The 13,239-nt window shown below is 68.6% G+C and carries 16 protein-coding genes and 1 pseudogene; 10 read left to right on the forward strand and 7 right to left on the reverse strand.

Annotated elements, in window-relative coordinates; genetic code table 11:
• Window position 1 precedes the first annotated feature (1 nt).
• Complete coding sequence (locus tag OG395_RS30535) at window positions 2–541, forward strand: SRPBCC domain-containing protein (RefSeq protein ID WP_266984539.1); 540 nt, start codon at window positions 2–4, stop codon at window positions 539–541.
• 20 nt (window positions 542–561) lie between these two features.
• On the opposite strand, the gene OG395_RS30540 is transcribed toward OG395_RS30535, so the two are convergent.
• From OG395_RS30540 to OG395_RS30555, 4 genes and pseudogenes are all read right to left on the reverse strand, one after another.
• Window positions 562–1,026: a hypothetical protein gene (locus tag OG395_RS30540; protein ID WP_327249767.1), complete on the reverse strand. Its 465-nt coding sequence runs from the start codon at window positions 1,024–1,026 to the stop codon at window positions 562–564.
• Between the two features lie 112 nt (window positions 1,027–1,138).
• Entirely contained in the window at window positions 1,139–1,582 is a 444-nt protein-coding gene (locus OG395_RS30545) for a nucleoside deaminase (protein ID WP_327245796.1), read from the reverse strand.
• A gap of 180 nt (window positions 1,583–1,762) precedes the next feature.
• The gene (locus OG395_RS30550) at window positions 1,763–2,167 is read right to left on the reverse strand and encodes a PLD nuclease N-terminal domain-containing protein (RefSeq protein WP_327245797.1); all 405 of its coding nucleotides are present in this window, start codon (window positions 2,165–2,167) and stop codon (window positions 1,763–1,765) included.
• 73 nt (window positions 2,168–2,240) lie between these two features.
• Window positions 2,241–2,450: pseudogene (locus OG395_RS30555) on the reverse strand (SAM-dependent methyltransferase); the annotation flags it as partial.
• A 462-nt stretch (window positions 2,451–2,912) separates the two neighbouring features.
• Here OG395_RS30555 and OG395_RS30560 point away from each other — a divergent pair.
• Both OG395_RS30560 and mqnP read left to right on the forward strand, forming a co-directional pair.
• Window positions 2,913–4,370 (forward strand): menaquinone biosynthesis decarboxylase, encoded by a 1,458-nt coding sequence (locus OG395_RS30560; RefSeq protein ID WP_327245798.1) that lies wholly within the window; start codon window positions 2,913–2,915, stop codon window positions 4,368–4,370.
• Window positions 4,367–5,284 (forward strand): menaquinone biosynthesis prenyltransferase MqnP, encoded by a 918-nt coding sequence (gene mqnP, locus OG395_RS30565; protein WP_327245799.1) that lies wholly within the window; start codon window positions 4,367–4,369, stop codon window positions 5,282–5,284. Before OG395_RS30560 ends, mqnP begins: the two co-directional genes overlap by 4 nt.
• Here mqnP and OG395_RS30570 read toward each other — a convergent pair.
• Window positions 5,274–5,882: a rhomboid family intramembrane serine protease gene (locus tag OG395_RS30570; protein WP_327245800.1), complete on the reverse strand. Its 609-nt coding sequence runs from the start codon at window positions 5,880–5,882 to the stop codon at window positions 5,274–5,276. The genes mqnP and OG395_RS30570 overlap by 11 nt on opposite strands.
• A gap of 133 nt (window positions 5,883–6,015) precedes the next feature.
• On the opposite strand from OG395_RS30570, the gene OG395_RS30575 reads away from it, so the two are divergent.
• Window positions 6,016–6,687, forward strand: a complete 672-nt coding sequence (locus OG395_RS30575) for a UbiX family flavin prenyltransferase (protein WP_327245801.1) — start codon at window positions 6,016–6,018, stop codon at window positions 6,685–6,687.
• Window positions 6,688–6,710: 23 nt separating this feature from the next.
• On the opposite strand, the gene OG395_RS30580 is transcribed toward OG395_RS30575, so the two are convergent.
• Entirely contained in the window at window positions 6,711–6,845 is a 135-nt protein-coding gene (locus OG395_RS30580) for a hypothetical protein (RefSeq protein WP_266984549.1), read from the reverse strand.
• Between the two features lie 132 nt (window positions 6,846–6,977).
• On the opposite strand from OG395_RS30580, the gene OG395_RS30585 reads away from it, so the two are divergent.
• From OG395_RS30585 to OG395_RS30610, 6 genes are all read left to right on the forward strand, one after another.
• Window positions 6,978–7,433: an Lrp/AsnC family transcriptional regulator gene (locus OG395_RS30585; RefSeq protein ID WP_266984550.1), complete on the forward strand. Its 456-nt coding sequence runs from the start codon at window positions 6,978–6,980 to the stop codon at window positions 7,431–7,433.
• Between the two features lie 103 nt (window positions 7,434–7,536).
• Window positions 7,537–8,700, forward strand: coding sequence for an aminofutalosine synthase MqnE (mqnE, locus tag OG395_RS30590; protein WP_266984551.1), 1,164 nt, complete (start codon window positions 7,537–7,539; stop codon window positions 8,698–8,700).
• 121 nt (window positions 8,701–8,821) lie between these two features.
• Window positions 8,822–9,346: a GNAT family N-acetyltransferase gene (locus OG395_RS30595; protein WP_327245802.1), complete on the forward strand. Its 525-nt coding sequence runs from the start codon at window positions 8,822–8,824 to the stop codon at window positions 9,344–9,346.
• A gap of 101 nt (window positions 9,347–9,447) precedes the next feature.
• Window positions 9,448–9,741 carry a DUF4229 domain-containing protein gene (locus OG395_RS30600; RefSeq protein WP_327245803.1) on the forward strand — a complete coding sequence of 98 codons (294 nt, stop codon included), beginning with the start codon at window positions 9,448–9,450 and terminating at the stop codon, window positions 9,739–9,741.
• Between the two features lie 417 nt (window positions 9,742–10,158).
• Window positions 10,159–11,520, forward strand: coding sequence for a dicarboxylate/amino acid:cation symporter (locus tag OG395_RS30605; protein ID WP_327245804.1), 1,362 nt, complete (start codon window positions 10,159–10,161; stop codon window positions 11,518–11,520).
• A 203-nt stretch (window positions 11,521–11,723) separates the two neighbouring features.
• Window positions 11,724–12,359: a TetR/AcrR family transcriptional regulator gene (locus OG395_RS30610; RefSeq protein WP_327249503.1), complete on the forward strand. Its 636-nt coding sequence runs from the start codon at window positions 11,724–11,726 to the stop codon at window positions 12,357–12,359.
• 10 nt (window positions 12,360–12,369) lie between these two features.
• Here OG395_RS30610 and OG395_RS30615 read toward each other — a convergent pair whose 3' ends face one another.
• Entirely contained in the window at window positions 12,370–13,233 is an 864-nt protein-coding gene (locus tag OG395_RS30615) for a MaoC/PaaZ C-terminal domain-containing protein (RefSeq protein ID WP_327245805.1), read from the reverse strand.
• Between the last annotated feature and the right edge of the window lie 6 nt (window positions 13,234–13,239).

A 13,239-nucleotide genomic window follows, 5' to 3' on the forward strand; every position in this document is an offset into this window, starting at 1 on the left:
CATGACCGACGCACTCCCCGTGATCGAACGTGGTACCGCCGAGACCCACGGTGACCACCACCTCCTGCGGTTCACGCTCCGGCTGCCCCACCCCGTCCCACGGGTGTGGGCAGCCGTTGCCAGTTCCGAGGGGCTGCGGGGCTGGCTCGCCGCCGCCGACCCGTTCGAGCCACGCATCGGCGGGGCGATCACACTGCGCTGGCTCAACACCGACCCGGACGGGAACGCCACGGTCGCCTCCGGCACCGTCACCGCCTGGGACGTCGAGCGCGTCGCCGAGTACACCCTCGAAGGGGTGCACGGCCGGATCCGCTTCCACCTGGAGCCGCCGCGCGGCGACCACGTGCTCCTGCGCTTCAGCAACGAGTTCCACGGCGACGACGCGCTGCGGCTGGACTGCCTCGCGGGCTGGCACAACCACTTCGAGTACCTGGTGGACGCCCTGGACGGGCACCCCGTCGACTGGTCACGGTGGACCCTGACCCGATGGCGGGAGCTGCGTGAGAGCTACGGTGCGGAGGACGGCGGCAAGCAGTTCTGAGCCGGGGGCTTCCCCTCCGGTCAGGCGATCGCCAGGAACCGCTGGAAGTCGGCCCCGGGCGCCAGTTCCACCACCGGCACCGCCTTGTTGTACGGGTTGCCGTGGTTGTCCAGACAGATCCAGCCGCTGGCCCCCGACACCCGCAGCGACGCCTTCACCCGCGGCCACTGCACCGAGGACGCGGCCCGCACCCGGGTCGCGAACTGGGCGACGAGATCGGGCAGGACAACGACGACAGGCGTCCAGCCGGGGCCGGGATCCTCGGGCGGAGTGACGGCCTCGCAGTCGGCCAGGGCGACCGGGGTGATCTCCCGGTACAGATGCCGTAACTGCTTGAGCACCGCGGTCTTGCCCATGCCGCGCCCGCCGGTCAGCACGACGACGGGCGGATCGTCGCGGTCCTCGTACGCGGTCCTGGCGGAGCCGTAGGGGCGAGACCTGTCAGACGCGCCGCAAGTCCGTCGTTGCCGAAGATCGCCTCGCATCCGTACAGTTCTCCGTCCACAGCACCCCCGGTGCCGACGCCTACCCGAACTGTCACATCGTCAACACCAGGATATACACGCTGTGTTGGAGGGGGATGAGGAATTTCGAACGCTATTCGGTACCGATGTCCTCGTTCCAGAGGTCGGGGTGGTCGCGGATGAACTCTCGCATCAGGGCGGTGCATTCGGGGTCGTCGAGCAGTACGACCTGGACGCCGTGCTCGGCCAGCCAGTCGTGGCCGCCGTGGAAGGTGGCGGCCTCGCCGATGACCAGCCGGGAGATGCCGAACTGGCGGATCAAGCCGCTGCAGTACCAGCAGGGTGAGAGCGTGGTGACCATGGTCGTGCCGCGGTACGAACGCTGCCGGCCGGCCGCGCGGAAGGCGGCGGTCTCCGCGTGCGTGGACGGATCTCCGTCCTGGACACGGCGGTTGTGGCCCCGGCCGAGGAGCGTGCCGTCCGCGGCGTAGAGGGCCGCGCCGATGGGGATGCCGCCCTCGGCGAGACCGGCGCGGGCCTCCGCGAGTGCGGCGGCGAGCATGGTCCTGTCGTTCATGCGCGTCTCTCCTGGTGATCGGTGCGCGGGCGCGATGCCCCCGGGTGGTCGCCACCCCGGACCGCCGCTCCCTGCACGTGGTGCGCGCGGCCCTCGAAGCGCCCGGCCCCGCTGGAGCGGACAGCACGGCTTCCCCTGCTCGAACGGCCGGGGCAGCTGGTGTATCCCTGAGCCTTTGCGCTACGAGGCGGGCGGAGCGGACCCCTCGGGACCGGCCCCGCTCTCCCGGCGCTTGAGCTCCTCCTCGCGGCGGCGCAGATCGGCCTCCCAGTCCTTGAGGAGCGACTCGTCCTTCTTGTTCTCTTCCTTCAGCGCCTTCAGGAAATCCGGATTGTCGTCCGGCGCCACCCACTCGTGGCGGTGATTGCGGTGCCATTCGGAGGGTGTACGGCCTCCGGCGGGCGCCTGGCGCAGCTTGCCGGCGGCCAGCCACACGATCGGGCCGACGATCCAGAAGAGCAGGATGATGAAGACCCAGGCGATCTTCGGCAGGTGCTTGGCCTCGTCCTCCGGGGTGTTCAGACAGTCGATGAACGCGTAGATCGTCAGCGCCAGAGGCAGGAGATAGATCAAGGCCCGGAACATGGTGGAAGGGTCCCCCCACGGAGAGATGGCGGGGCACTGTCCCGCCCCGGTGACGGGCCCAGGGTAGCCGGTGTCAATTGCGTCCCACGGCGAGCAGGTGGGAGCTGGCGGCGAGCATGTCGGGGTACGGCTCTGCCATGCGGGCCGCGGCCAGCGCGGAGGCGAACATCCGCGATTCGGTGAGCGATTCACCGGTGTGCTGCTCGGTTGCTTTCAGCAGGGCCCAGGCGGGGCCCTCGACGCCGTACACCTGGGTGTCGGTGAAACCGGCCTCGCGCGTTTCCGACGTGCCGCACACGCGGAACGTGGGCTGTGCGCTGGAAGTCGAAGACGCACTGGCAGCCTTCGATGAGGGTCCCCGACGGTGAGAGCCTCCGGGTGGAGCGGCTCTCACGGAAATGGGCACGCGTAAAAACGACCGGCACCCGTATCAGGAAGATCAACCCCGCCTGCACCTCCCGGACGTGTTCCGGTGTGCAAGCGAGTGGACGCAGCCTCCCGCAAGAGCCAAGCGGAGTTTGTGTGCACTGCTTGTTCCCGTGCCGAACATGCGGATGTGGTTGGGGCGAAGAACGCACTGGCCGCCGGGCATGGCGGTTACAGGACGTGGAGCCCTCCAGGCGTCGGCCGGGGCCGTGAAGCGTCAACCGGGCCGCCGGATTCCCGGTGTGCAACCGCAGCGGCCGATGGCTGAGGTGGGGGAGCCCTGGCAGGTGATGTCAGGGAGGATGCCAAACTGGACCGCATGGCTTACGACGATCTTCGTTCCCTCCTCCGGGCGCTGGAGCGCGAGGGCGAGCTCAAGCGCATCAAGGCCGAGGTCGACCCCTACCTGGAGGTCGGCGAGATCGTCGACCGCGTGAACAAGGCGGGCGGCCCCGCGCTGCTCTTCGAGAACGTCAAGGGCTCGTCGATGCCCCTGGCCATGAATGTCTTCGGGACCGACCGGCGACTGCTGAAGGCGCTCGGACTGAAGTCGTACGCCGATATCAGCGACAAGATCGGCGGCCTGCTGAAGCCGGAGCTGCCGCACGGCTTCGTCGGAGTGCGCGAGGCGTTCGGCAAGCTCGGCTCGATGGTGCACGTGCCGCCGAAGAAGGTGAAGTCGGACAGCGCCCCCGTGCAGGAGGTCGTCCTCACCGGCGACGACGTGGACCTGGACCGGCTGCCCGCACTCTTCACCTGGCCCGAGGACGGCGGCTCCTTCTTCAACCTGGGCCTCACCCACACCAAGCACCCGGAGACCGGCGTACGGAACCTGGGGCTCTACCGGCTCCAGCGCCACGACCGGCGCACCATCGGGATGCACTGGCAGATCCACAAGGACAGCCGCAACCACTACCAGGTCGCCGCCAAGCGCGGGGAGCGGCTGCCCGTCGCGATCGCGTTCGGGGCGCCGCCCGCGGTGACGTACGCGTCCACCGCCCCGCTGCCCGGGGACATCGACGAGTACCTGTTCGCCGGGTTCATCCAGGGCAAGCGGATCGAGATGGTCGACTGCAAGACCGTGCCGCTGCAGGTCCCGGCGCAGGCGGAGGTCGTCATCGAGGGGTGGCTGGAGCCCGGGAAGATGCTTCCCGAGGGGCCGTTCGGCGACCACACCGGGTTCTACACGCCGCAGGAACCGTTCCCCGCGCTGACCATCGACTGCGTGACCATGAGGAAGCGTCCGCTGCTCCAGTCGATCGTGGTGGGCCGGCCGCCGACCGAGGACGGGCCGCTGGGGCGGGCCACCGAGCGGTTCTTCCTGCCCCTGCTCAAGATCATCGTGCCGGACATCGTGGACTACCACCTGCCGGAGGCGGGCGGCTTCCACAACTGTGCGATCGTCTCGATCGACAAGAAGTATCCGAAGCACGCCCAGAAGGTGATGAGTGCCATCTGGGGCGCGCACATGATGTCGCTGACCAAACTGATCGTCGTCGTGGACTCCGACTGCGACGTCCACGATCTGCACGAGGTCGCCTGGCGGGCGCTCGGCAACACCGACTACGCCCGGGACCTCACCGTCACCGAAGGCCCGGTCGATCATCTCGACCACGCCTCCTACCAGCAGTTCTGGGGCGGCAAGGCGGGCATCGACGCGACGAAGAAGTGGCCCGAGGAGGGCTACACCCGGGACGGGGGCTGGCCGGACATGGTCGAGTCCGACCCGGAGACGGCGGCGAAGGTCGACCGCCGGTGGAAGGAGTACGGGCTGTGAGTGCGGCCGAAGCGACGCTGGGCCCCGGGCCCGCGCAACCGACCGGCAGGGTCAAGGCGTTCCTGCGGCTCGTGATGATCGAGCACTCGGTCTTCGCGCTGCCCTTCGCCTACATCGCCTCGCTGACCGCGATGTTCCACCTCGACGAGAACATCCACTGGGTGCGCCTGCTGCTCGTCACCGTCGCGATGGTCGGGCTGCGGACATTCGCCATGGCCGCGAACCGGATCATCGACCGCGAGATCGACGCCCGTAATCCGCGTACCGCCGGCCGTGAGCTGGTCACCGGTGCCGTCTCAGTGAAGTCGGCGTGGACGGGCGCGCTCGTCGCGGTCGTCGTCTTTCTCGGCGCCGCCGCGCTGCTGAACCCGCTGTGTCTGGCGCTCGCGCCGATCGCCGTCGTACCGATGGTCGTCTATCCGTACGGCAAGCGGTTCACCCACTACCCGCACGCCATCCTCGGCATCGCGCAGGCCATAGGGCCCATCGGTGCCTGGCTGGCGGTCACCGGCAGCTGGTCGTGGGACGCGGTGATACTCGGTCTCGCGGTCGGCGTCTGGATCGGCGGTTTCGACCTGATCTTCGCCTGCCAGGACGTTCAGGCGGACCGCGCGCACGGTGTGTTCTCGGTGCCGGCCCGCTTCGGGATCCCGGCCGCGCTGTGGGGGGCACGGGTCTGCCATGCGGTGACGACCGGGCTGCTGGTCTGGTTCGGTCTGGCGACGGGTGCGGAGCTGTTCTACTGGATCGGCATGGTGATCGTCGCCGCGGCGTTCGTGTACGAGCACCGCGTGGTGCGGCCGCACGATCTGTCCCGGCTGAACCGGGCGTTCTTCTCCGTCAACGGATTCATCGGGATCGCGCTGTTCGCATGTGCCCTGCTGGACCTGCTGGTGCGCGGCCTCACACCGTGAAGGCGGGGGGTACGGGGCGGGTGGTACGGCGCGGGCGGCGGAACGCGAAGGCTGCGCCCACCCCTCCGATCAGCCCGAACAGGTGCCCCTGCCAGCTGATCCCGGAGTCTGTCGGCAGGACTCCCCACAGCAGTGAGCCGTAGACCGCGGCGATCACGACGCCCACCACGACGTCGAGCGGCCTCCGGTCGACGAAGCCGCGGACCAGCAGATAACCGAAGAGGCCGAAGACCACGCCGGACGCGCCGAGGGTGACGGTGTGCGGTGGCGCGGTCAGCCAGACGCCGAGGCCGCTGACGACGATGACGGTCAGGACGACGGCGGCGAACCGGCGTATCCCGCCGAGGGCGGCGATGAAGCCGAGGATCAGCAGCGGGACGGTGTTGGAGGCGACATGCTCCCACCCGCTGTGCAGGAATGCGGCGGGCACGATGTCGAGGAGTTCGGCCGGCTCGCGCGGAGTGATGCCGTAGGTGTCGAGTGCTTGACCGGTCGCCGTGTCGATGCCTTCCAGCACCCACAGCAGTGTGATCCAGCCCAGCATCAGCGCGCCGGCCGTCATCGCCCGCGCGGAGGTGCCTGTACGGGTACCGGTCATGGCCGCCCCCTGTCCTTGGCCTGTCCATGGCCGTCGACGGCCTGTCCTTCATCTGTCGGAACGCACGGAGCCCCTCGCTCGGTTCCGCAACTTCTGCGCCGGATAGGCTCGGGGTGTGGAATCCGGGACTTCAGTGAGTCAGCAGCGGCGGCAGCCTTGGATTGTCGGGGTTTCGGGCGCTTCAGGTACACCATTCGCCGCCGCCGTGCTGCGTGGTCTGCTGGCCGCGGGTGAGAGCGTCGACCTGGTGGTGAGCCGGGCCTCGCGGCTGACGCTGCTGGACGAGACCGGGATCGCCTTCCGCGACGCACGCTGGCAGGAGGACCTGCGGAGCTGGCTGGCCCGCGGCGCGGACGGGAAGCCGCACACCTTCGAGGTGGGCGATGCGGAGCTCGACGGCGTACAGCACTGGGCGGCCGGCGATCTCGCGGCCGGGCCGTCCTCGGGGTCGTACCCGGCGAAGGGGATGCTGATCGTTCCCGCCTCGACGGCCTGTGTGGCCGGAGTGGCGCTCGGGCTCTCGAAGGATCTGCTGCAGCGGGCCGCGAGCGTGACGCTCAAGGAGCGGCGGAAGCTGGTCGTCGCGGTGCGCGAGACTCCGCTGAACACATCGACGCTGAAGCATCTGGTGACCCTGGACGAGGCGGGCGCCGTGGTGCTGCCCGCCTCTCCGGCGTTCTATGCGGGTGCGACGCACATCCAGGATCTGGTGGACTTCGTCGCGGGGCGGGTGCTGGACGCGGCAGGGGTGCCGCACCAGCTCTACCGCCGGTGGGAGGGGAAGCTCGGTGGCTCCCGTGACTGAGGCCGGGTTCGTCCCGGCGGGACTCAGCGCTTCTTCGGGGCGCGCGGGGTGCGGGTCTTGTCGATCCGGTGCGCGGCGGCGGGCTGGTGGGCACGCGAGCGGTTGGCCAGGTCCTGCAGCTCGCGCATCCGGGCGTAGGCCATCTCGATCGTGTACACGGTGTTGTCACTCCTGAGGATTCGAAAGCACTTCTTGGAATATCTGAAAGATTTACAGGGCGTGCGCTCTGTATGCCTTAGATTCTACACGTAGACTCGCGGTACTGCTGAACAATGGAAGGTTTCAGTCATATGGACGCGGTGGACAGGCAACTCATCCAGGCCCTGAGGGAGAACGGCAGGGCCTCGTACGCCGAGCTGGGACGGCTTGTCGGGCTCTCCGGGCCCAGCGTCACCGACCGCATCAACCGGCTGGAAACCGCCGGTGTCATCACCGGGTACCGTGCCACCGTCGACGCCGCCTCGCTCGGGCTCGGAGTCACGGCCCTGATCGGCATCTCGCTCTCCGACGCTGCCGACCACGAGGACGTCGCGCGCCGGCTCAAGGACCTCGCGGAGATCGAGGACTGCTGGTTCATCGCGGGCGACGACTCGTTCATGCTCAAGGTGCGGGTCGGTGACGTCGACGGCCTGGAGAAGACCATCCGCCGGCTCAGCGGCACGAAGGGCGTCTCCCGGACCCGTACGACGATCGTGCTCTCCACCAAGTGGGAGAACCGGGTCGGGGAACTCCCCGAGGAGTCGTAGGCGTAACGTGGTGGAGCCCCCGGGTGACCGGGGGTTTCTGCCGGTGTCACGGTGGAATCCGGTGGAACGCACAGCACGTCAGAGACATCTGGGAGGCAGCCGCATGGACGTTGGGCTCAAGCGCGAGCTGGAGGAGAAGGTCCGTGCGGGGGAGCGGCTGACCCGTGAGGACGGCATCGCCCTCTATGCGTCGGACGACCTGGCCTGGCTCGGCGGCCTGGCCCACGAGGTGCGCACGCGCAAGAACGGTGACGTCGTGCACTTCAACGTCAACCGGCACCTCAACATGACGAACGTGTGCACCGCCTCGTGCGCGTACTGCTCGTTCCAGCGCAAGCCGGGCGAGAAGGACGCGTACACGATGCGCATCGAGGAGGCCGTCCGCCTCGCGAAGGCGATGGAGGGCGAGAATCTCACCGAGCTGCACATCGTCAACGGGCTGCACCCCACCCTCCCGTGGCGCTACTACCCGCGCTCCCTCAGCGCGCTGAAGGAAGCCCTGCCGCAGGTCTCCCTCAAGGCGTTCACCGCCACCGAGATCCACCACTTCGAGACCATCTCCGGGCTCTCCGCCTCCGAGATCCTCGACGAGCTGATCGAGGCCGGTCTGGAGTCGCTGACCGGTGGCGGCGCGGAGATCTTCGACTGGGAGGTCCGCCAGCACATCGTGGACCACGACACCCACTGGGAAGACTGGTCGCGCATCCACCGCCTCGCGCACGAGAAGGGTCTGAAGACCCCGGCGACGATGCTGTACGGGCACATCGAGGAGCCGCGTCACCGCGTCGACCATGTGCTGCGACTGCGCGAGCTGCAGGACGAGACCGGTGGCTTCCAGGTCTTCATCCCGCTCCGCTACCAGCACGACTTCGTGGACATGAAGGACGGCAAGGTCCGCAACAAGCTCCAGGCGCGGACGACGATGGCGACCGGCGCCGAGGCGCTCAAGACCTTCGCGGTCTCGCGTCTGCTCTTCGACAACGTCCCGCACGTCAAGGTCTTCTGGGTGATGCACGGTGTGCAGACCGCCCAGCTCGCGCTGCAGCACGGCGCGGACGACATGGACGGCTCGGTCGTCGAGTACAAGATCACGCACGACGCGGACAACTACGGCACGCCGAACAAGCTCGGCCGTGACGACCTGCTGGACCTGATCCGGGACGCGGGCTTCCGCCCCGTCGAGCGCAACACCCGGTACGAGATCATCCGCGAGTACCCGGGGCCGGACGCGGACCGTCGCGAGGCGCCGCAGCCCATGCGCGTCTGACGTCCGGCGCGTCCCTGCGTACCGCTCCGTACGAAAGCCCCGGCCGCCGTCCCCGGCTGGGGCTTTCTCGCGTACCGGACGGTTCTTGAGCCACTCATTCGGTAATAGTTAATCTGCCCTCATGGCACTTACTTTTGAGCTCGACCCCAAGTTCGACGGCACGCTGCGGGACGGCATCATCGCGCTCTGGGTCGATGTCTCCAACGCGGGCGGAGCCGTCGGTTTCATACCGCCCGTCACCACCGAGGAGATCCGGCCCGAGCTGGTCAAGCATCTCGTCTCGATGGCCGAGGGACGCACCCGGCTGCTGGTCGGGTACGACGAGGAGGGCGCCGTGGCCGCCACCGCCTTCCTCGCCCACAACACGCACCGGCTGATGACCCACTGGCTCTGGATCTACACGGTGATGGTCCACCCCCGGCACCAGGGCAAGGGCTACGGCCGCGGTCTGATGTCCGCCGTGGCGGAGGCGGCCCGCGGGTTCGAGGGTATCGAGGCGATCCGGCTGACCTGCCGGGGCGGCACCGGCGCCGACCGCTTCTACATGTCGTGCGGTTACAAGGAGGTCGGGCGGGTGCCGGGCGCGATCCGGGTCGCCGACGGGGACGACCGCGACGACATCATCATGCTGCTCCCGCTGGACTGACCGCAGGCGTCTTCCTGCTGCTCCTGCCCGCCGAAGTGATCGATTTCGGGGCATGCTTCACTGGTCGGGCAGGATTGTCGTACGTAGAGAGAAGGCCAGCCGTGTCCGCTGCCAAGCCGAGCGCAACGATCCGGTACACCCTGATGCGCCTCAGCATCTTCGTCGGCTGCCTCGCCGTCGTCGCCGTGGCTGTCACCTACGGTCTGCTGCCGTCCGGGCTCGGCGGGTCCAACGTCATCTGGATCATCCTGCTGGCCCTGCTTCTCTCCGCGCCCCTCAGCTACGTCCTGCTGCGCAAGCAGCGCGACGAGATGTCCGCGCAGATCGCCCCCAGGATCGACCGTGCCAAGGCGCGGCTGGCGGCGAACCAGGACCAGGAGGACGGCGTCGCGTAGCGAGGCGCGTGGAGCCCGTGAGGGCCGCGTGAGGGTCGGGCAAGGAATACGTAAGGTTCCTCACACCCGTAGAGATTCTCTTCGGAACCCCAGTACCGAGCTTCCCGCTCATGTACTGGGGTTTCGCCGTTCCCCGGGGCCGGGCGGGTCATGGTTTCCCAAAGAAGACCTTTGAGGCTCTCAAAGTTCGAGTGTTAATGTGTTCGACATGAAGACAGCTGTGCGCCCCCGCCGTTCGGCGAGCATTCCGCTCGTGGCGCGCCTGCATGTCGATCTCTGCCGCTGTATGTCCGCGGTCTGTTAGCCGCTACGTCGAACCGGCACCATGCAGCGGCGCCGCCCCTGACGCGGGCGCCGCACCCCCGTCCCCCCGTCTCGTTCCCGTGCGCCCCGATGCGTCACATCAGGAGTGTGTCCGTGTCCGCGAATCCCGCGTCCGCCACCGCCGGCACCGGCAAGCCGTCCGGCTCCGGTTCCGGTTTCCGTATACCCAAGGTCCCGTTCTGGGCCCAGATCGTCGCCGGTCTCGTCCTCGGTGTGCTGCTCGGGTGGCTCGCCCGCAGCCAGGACATCAACTGGCTCTACACCACGCTGGACAAGGTCGGCCACATCTTCGTCCAGCTGCTGAAGCTGGCCGTCGCGCCCCTCGTCTTCTTCGCGATCCTGGTGTCGATCACCAACCTGCGCAAGGTCAACAACGCCGCCCGGCTGGCCACCCGCACGCTGCTCTGGTTCATGATCACCTCGCTGATCGCGGTCGCCATCGGCCTCGCGATCGGTCTGATCACCAACCCGGGTTCGGGCACCGGTCTGACCCCGAAGGACGGCAAGCTGCCGGAGGGTGCGGGCTCCTGGCTCGACTTCCTGACCGGCATCATCCCGGAGAACGTGATCACCCCGTTCACCGAGCTGAACGTCCTGCAGATCGTCTTCATGGCCGCCGTCGCCGGTATCGCCGCGCTCCAGCTCGGCGAGAAGGCCCAGCCCATCCTCACTCTCAGCGAGTCGATCCTGGAGCTTCTCCAGAAGGCGCTGTGGTGGGTCATCCGTCTGGCCCCCATCGGCACCATCGGCCTCATCGGCTATGCGATCGCCGACTACGGCTGGGACCTGATCGGCAAGTACGCGACGTTCACCGCCGACGTCTACATCGGCTGCGCCCTGGTGCTGTTCGGCGTGTACCCGCTGCTGCTCGCCACCGTCGCCAAGGTCAACCCGATCCAGTTCTTCAAGGGCGCCTGGCCCGCGATCCAGCTGGCCTTCGTCTCCCGCTCCTCGGTCGGCACGATGCCGGTCACTCAGAAGGTCACCGAGCGTCTCGGCGTCCCGAAGGAGTACGCGAGCTTCAGCGTCCCGTTCGGGGCGACCACGAAGATGGACGGCTGCGCCGCGATCTACCCGGCGCTGGCCGCGATCTTCATCGCCCAGATCTTCGACGTGCAGCTGGGTGTCGGTGACTACATCCTGATCGCGTTCGTCTCGGTGATCGGCTCGGCGGCCACCGCCGGTCTCACCGGTGCGACGGTCATGCTGACTCTCACGCTGTCGACGCTGGGTCTGCCGCTGGAGGGTGTGGGTCTGCTGATGGCCATCGACCCGATCCTGGACATGATGCGTACGGCCACCAACGTGGCCGGCCAGGCACTGGTCCCGGTGATCGTGTCGGCCCGCGAGAAGATCCTCGACCTCGACGCGTACCACTCGGCCTCGTCCTCCCCGATCGACGACATCGAGGTGCGCGACGCGGAGCAGCAGGTGAGCGTGCCGGTCGCCGCGTAACGACCACAGCTTCCGCCGAGCGCCCCCGGTCCGTCCGTCGACGGAGCGGGGGCGCTCGCCGTTGTGCGGGTATAACCGGCCACTCGGCGGCCGCGGAAGTCTTCTTCGTACGACGGGCCAGGGGCCCGCGCCGTACTCTTACCGAGGGGTAGGACAGTGGGGGCGGGAGGAAGTCGGACGTGGGTGCTGTGAAGAGCAAACGGATGCCGCGTGCCGTGCGCGAGCAGCAGATGATGGACGCCGCGGTACAGACGTTCGGGCAGCGCGGATACCGGGCCGCGTCGATGGACGAGATCGCGGAGCTGGCCGGGGTGTCCAAGCCGCTGGTCTATCTGTATCTGAATTCCAAGGAGGAGCTCTTCACCGCCTGCATCAAGCGCGAGGCGAAAGCGCTGGTCGCAGCGGTGCAATCGGGGGTGGAGCCGGGGCTTCCGGCGGATCGGCAACTGTGGGCCGGGCTGCGGGCATTCTTCACGCACACCGCGGAGAACCCGGACGGCTGGGCGGTGCTGCACCGGCAGGCGCGTACGCACGGGGAACCGTTCGCCACCGAGGTCATGGTGATGCGCGACGAGATCGTTGCGTTCGTGACGGGTCTGATCGGTGCCGCGGCCCGTGAGGCCCACCATGATCCGGCACTTCCGGACCGCGATGTGGCGGGACTGGCGCAGGCCCTCGTGGGGGCCGCCGAGTCGCTCGCCGGCTGGGCGAACGACACCCCGGGCGTCTCGGCGAAGGAGGCCGCGGCCACGCTGATGAACTTCGCCTGGGCGGGTCTGGAGAACCTCATGCACGGCCGCCCGTGGCTGCCGCCGAACACGTTCGCCGGTCAGAGGTAGCGGCAGCCGGTCACGAATCCGGTCCCCCGCCGTCCCGCGTCGTCGACCCCGCGAGGTGGATCCGGCTGCCGCTGCGGAGCTGGAAGGCGGAGCCTGAGCCGTCCGCCGCGTACGTCACCGTCGCCGGGAGCAGGACCGGCGCTTTGAAGTCGGCGCGTACGGAACGGATCCGGCCCGGATCGTCGGCTTCGGCCAGGCAGCGGGCGACCGTCCACATGCCGTGCGCGATGGCCCTCGGGAAGCCGAACAGCCGGGCGGTCAGCGGGTACAGATGGATGGGGTTCCGGTCACCGGACGCCGCCCCGTAGCGACGTCCCAGATCGCCGGGGAGCCGCCACTCGGCGACGGCGGGGAGCTCGGCGGCAGGGGCCGCGCCGACAGCCGCGGGAGCGGCAGCGGTTGTGGTCGAGTGGCGGGACAGATAGCCGCTGCGCGAATCCCAGACCAGCTCATTGTGCGAGCGCGCCTCCGTCACCATCGTGACTTCGGTGCCACGGCGGTGCGGTGTCAACACGTCTGCGTAGACGTTCAGTTCGAGCGGTTCTGTGGCGGGCGACGCCCGGTGCCGGGTGATCTCGATCCAGGTGTGGACCAGCCCGACGACCGGCAGCGGGAACTTGTGCCCGGTCATCAGCCGCATCGCGAGGGGAAAGCCCAGCACATGGGGGTACGTCAGCGGCAGCGGGCCCGACTCGCGGAAGCCGCAGATCCTGCTGTACGAGGCGAGGGCGCCGGGGGCGATACGGACGTTTCCGGCCGTCAGCCGGTCGGCGGCGAGCGTGGCGCCGGACCGGCCGGCGCGTTTGAACGGGGACGTGAGTGCGCCCCGCACGAGTGAGGCCGTCAGGGTCCGGGAAGGGGCAGCGGCAGTCATCGGACG

The organism is Streptomyces sp. NBC_01320 (assembly GCF_035974375.1).
GTDB classification, from domain to species: domain Bacteria; phylum Actinomycetota; class Actinomycetes; order Streptomycetales; family Streptomycetaceae; genus Streptomyces; species Streptomyces yanii.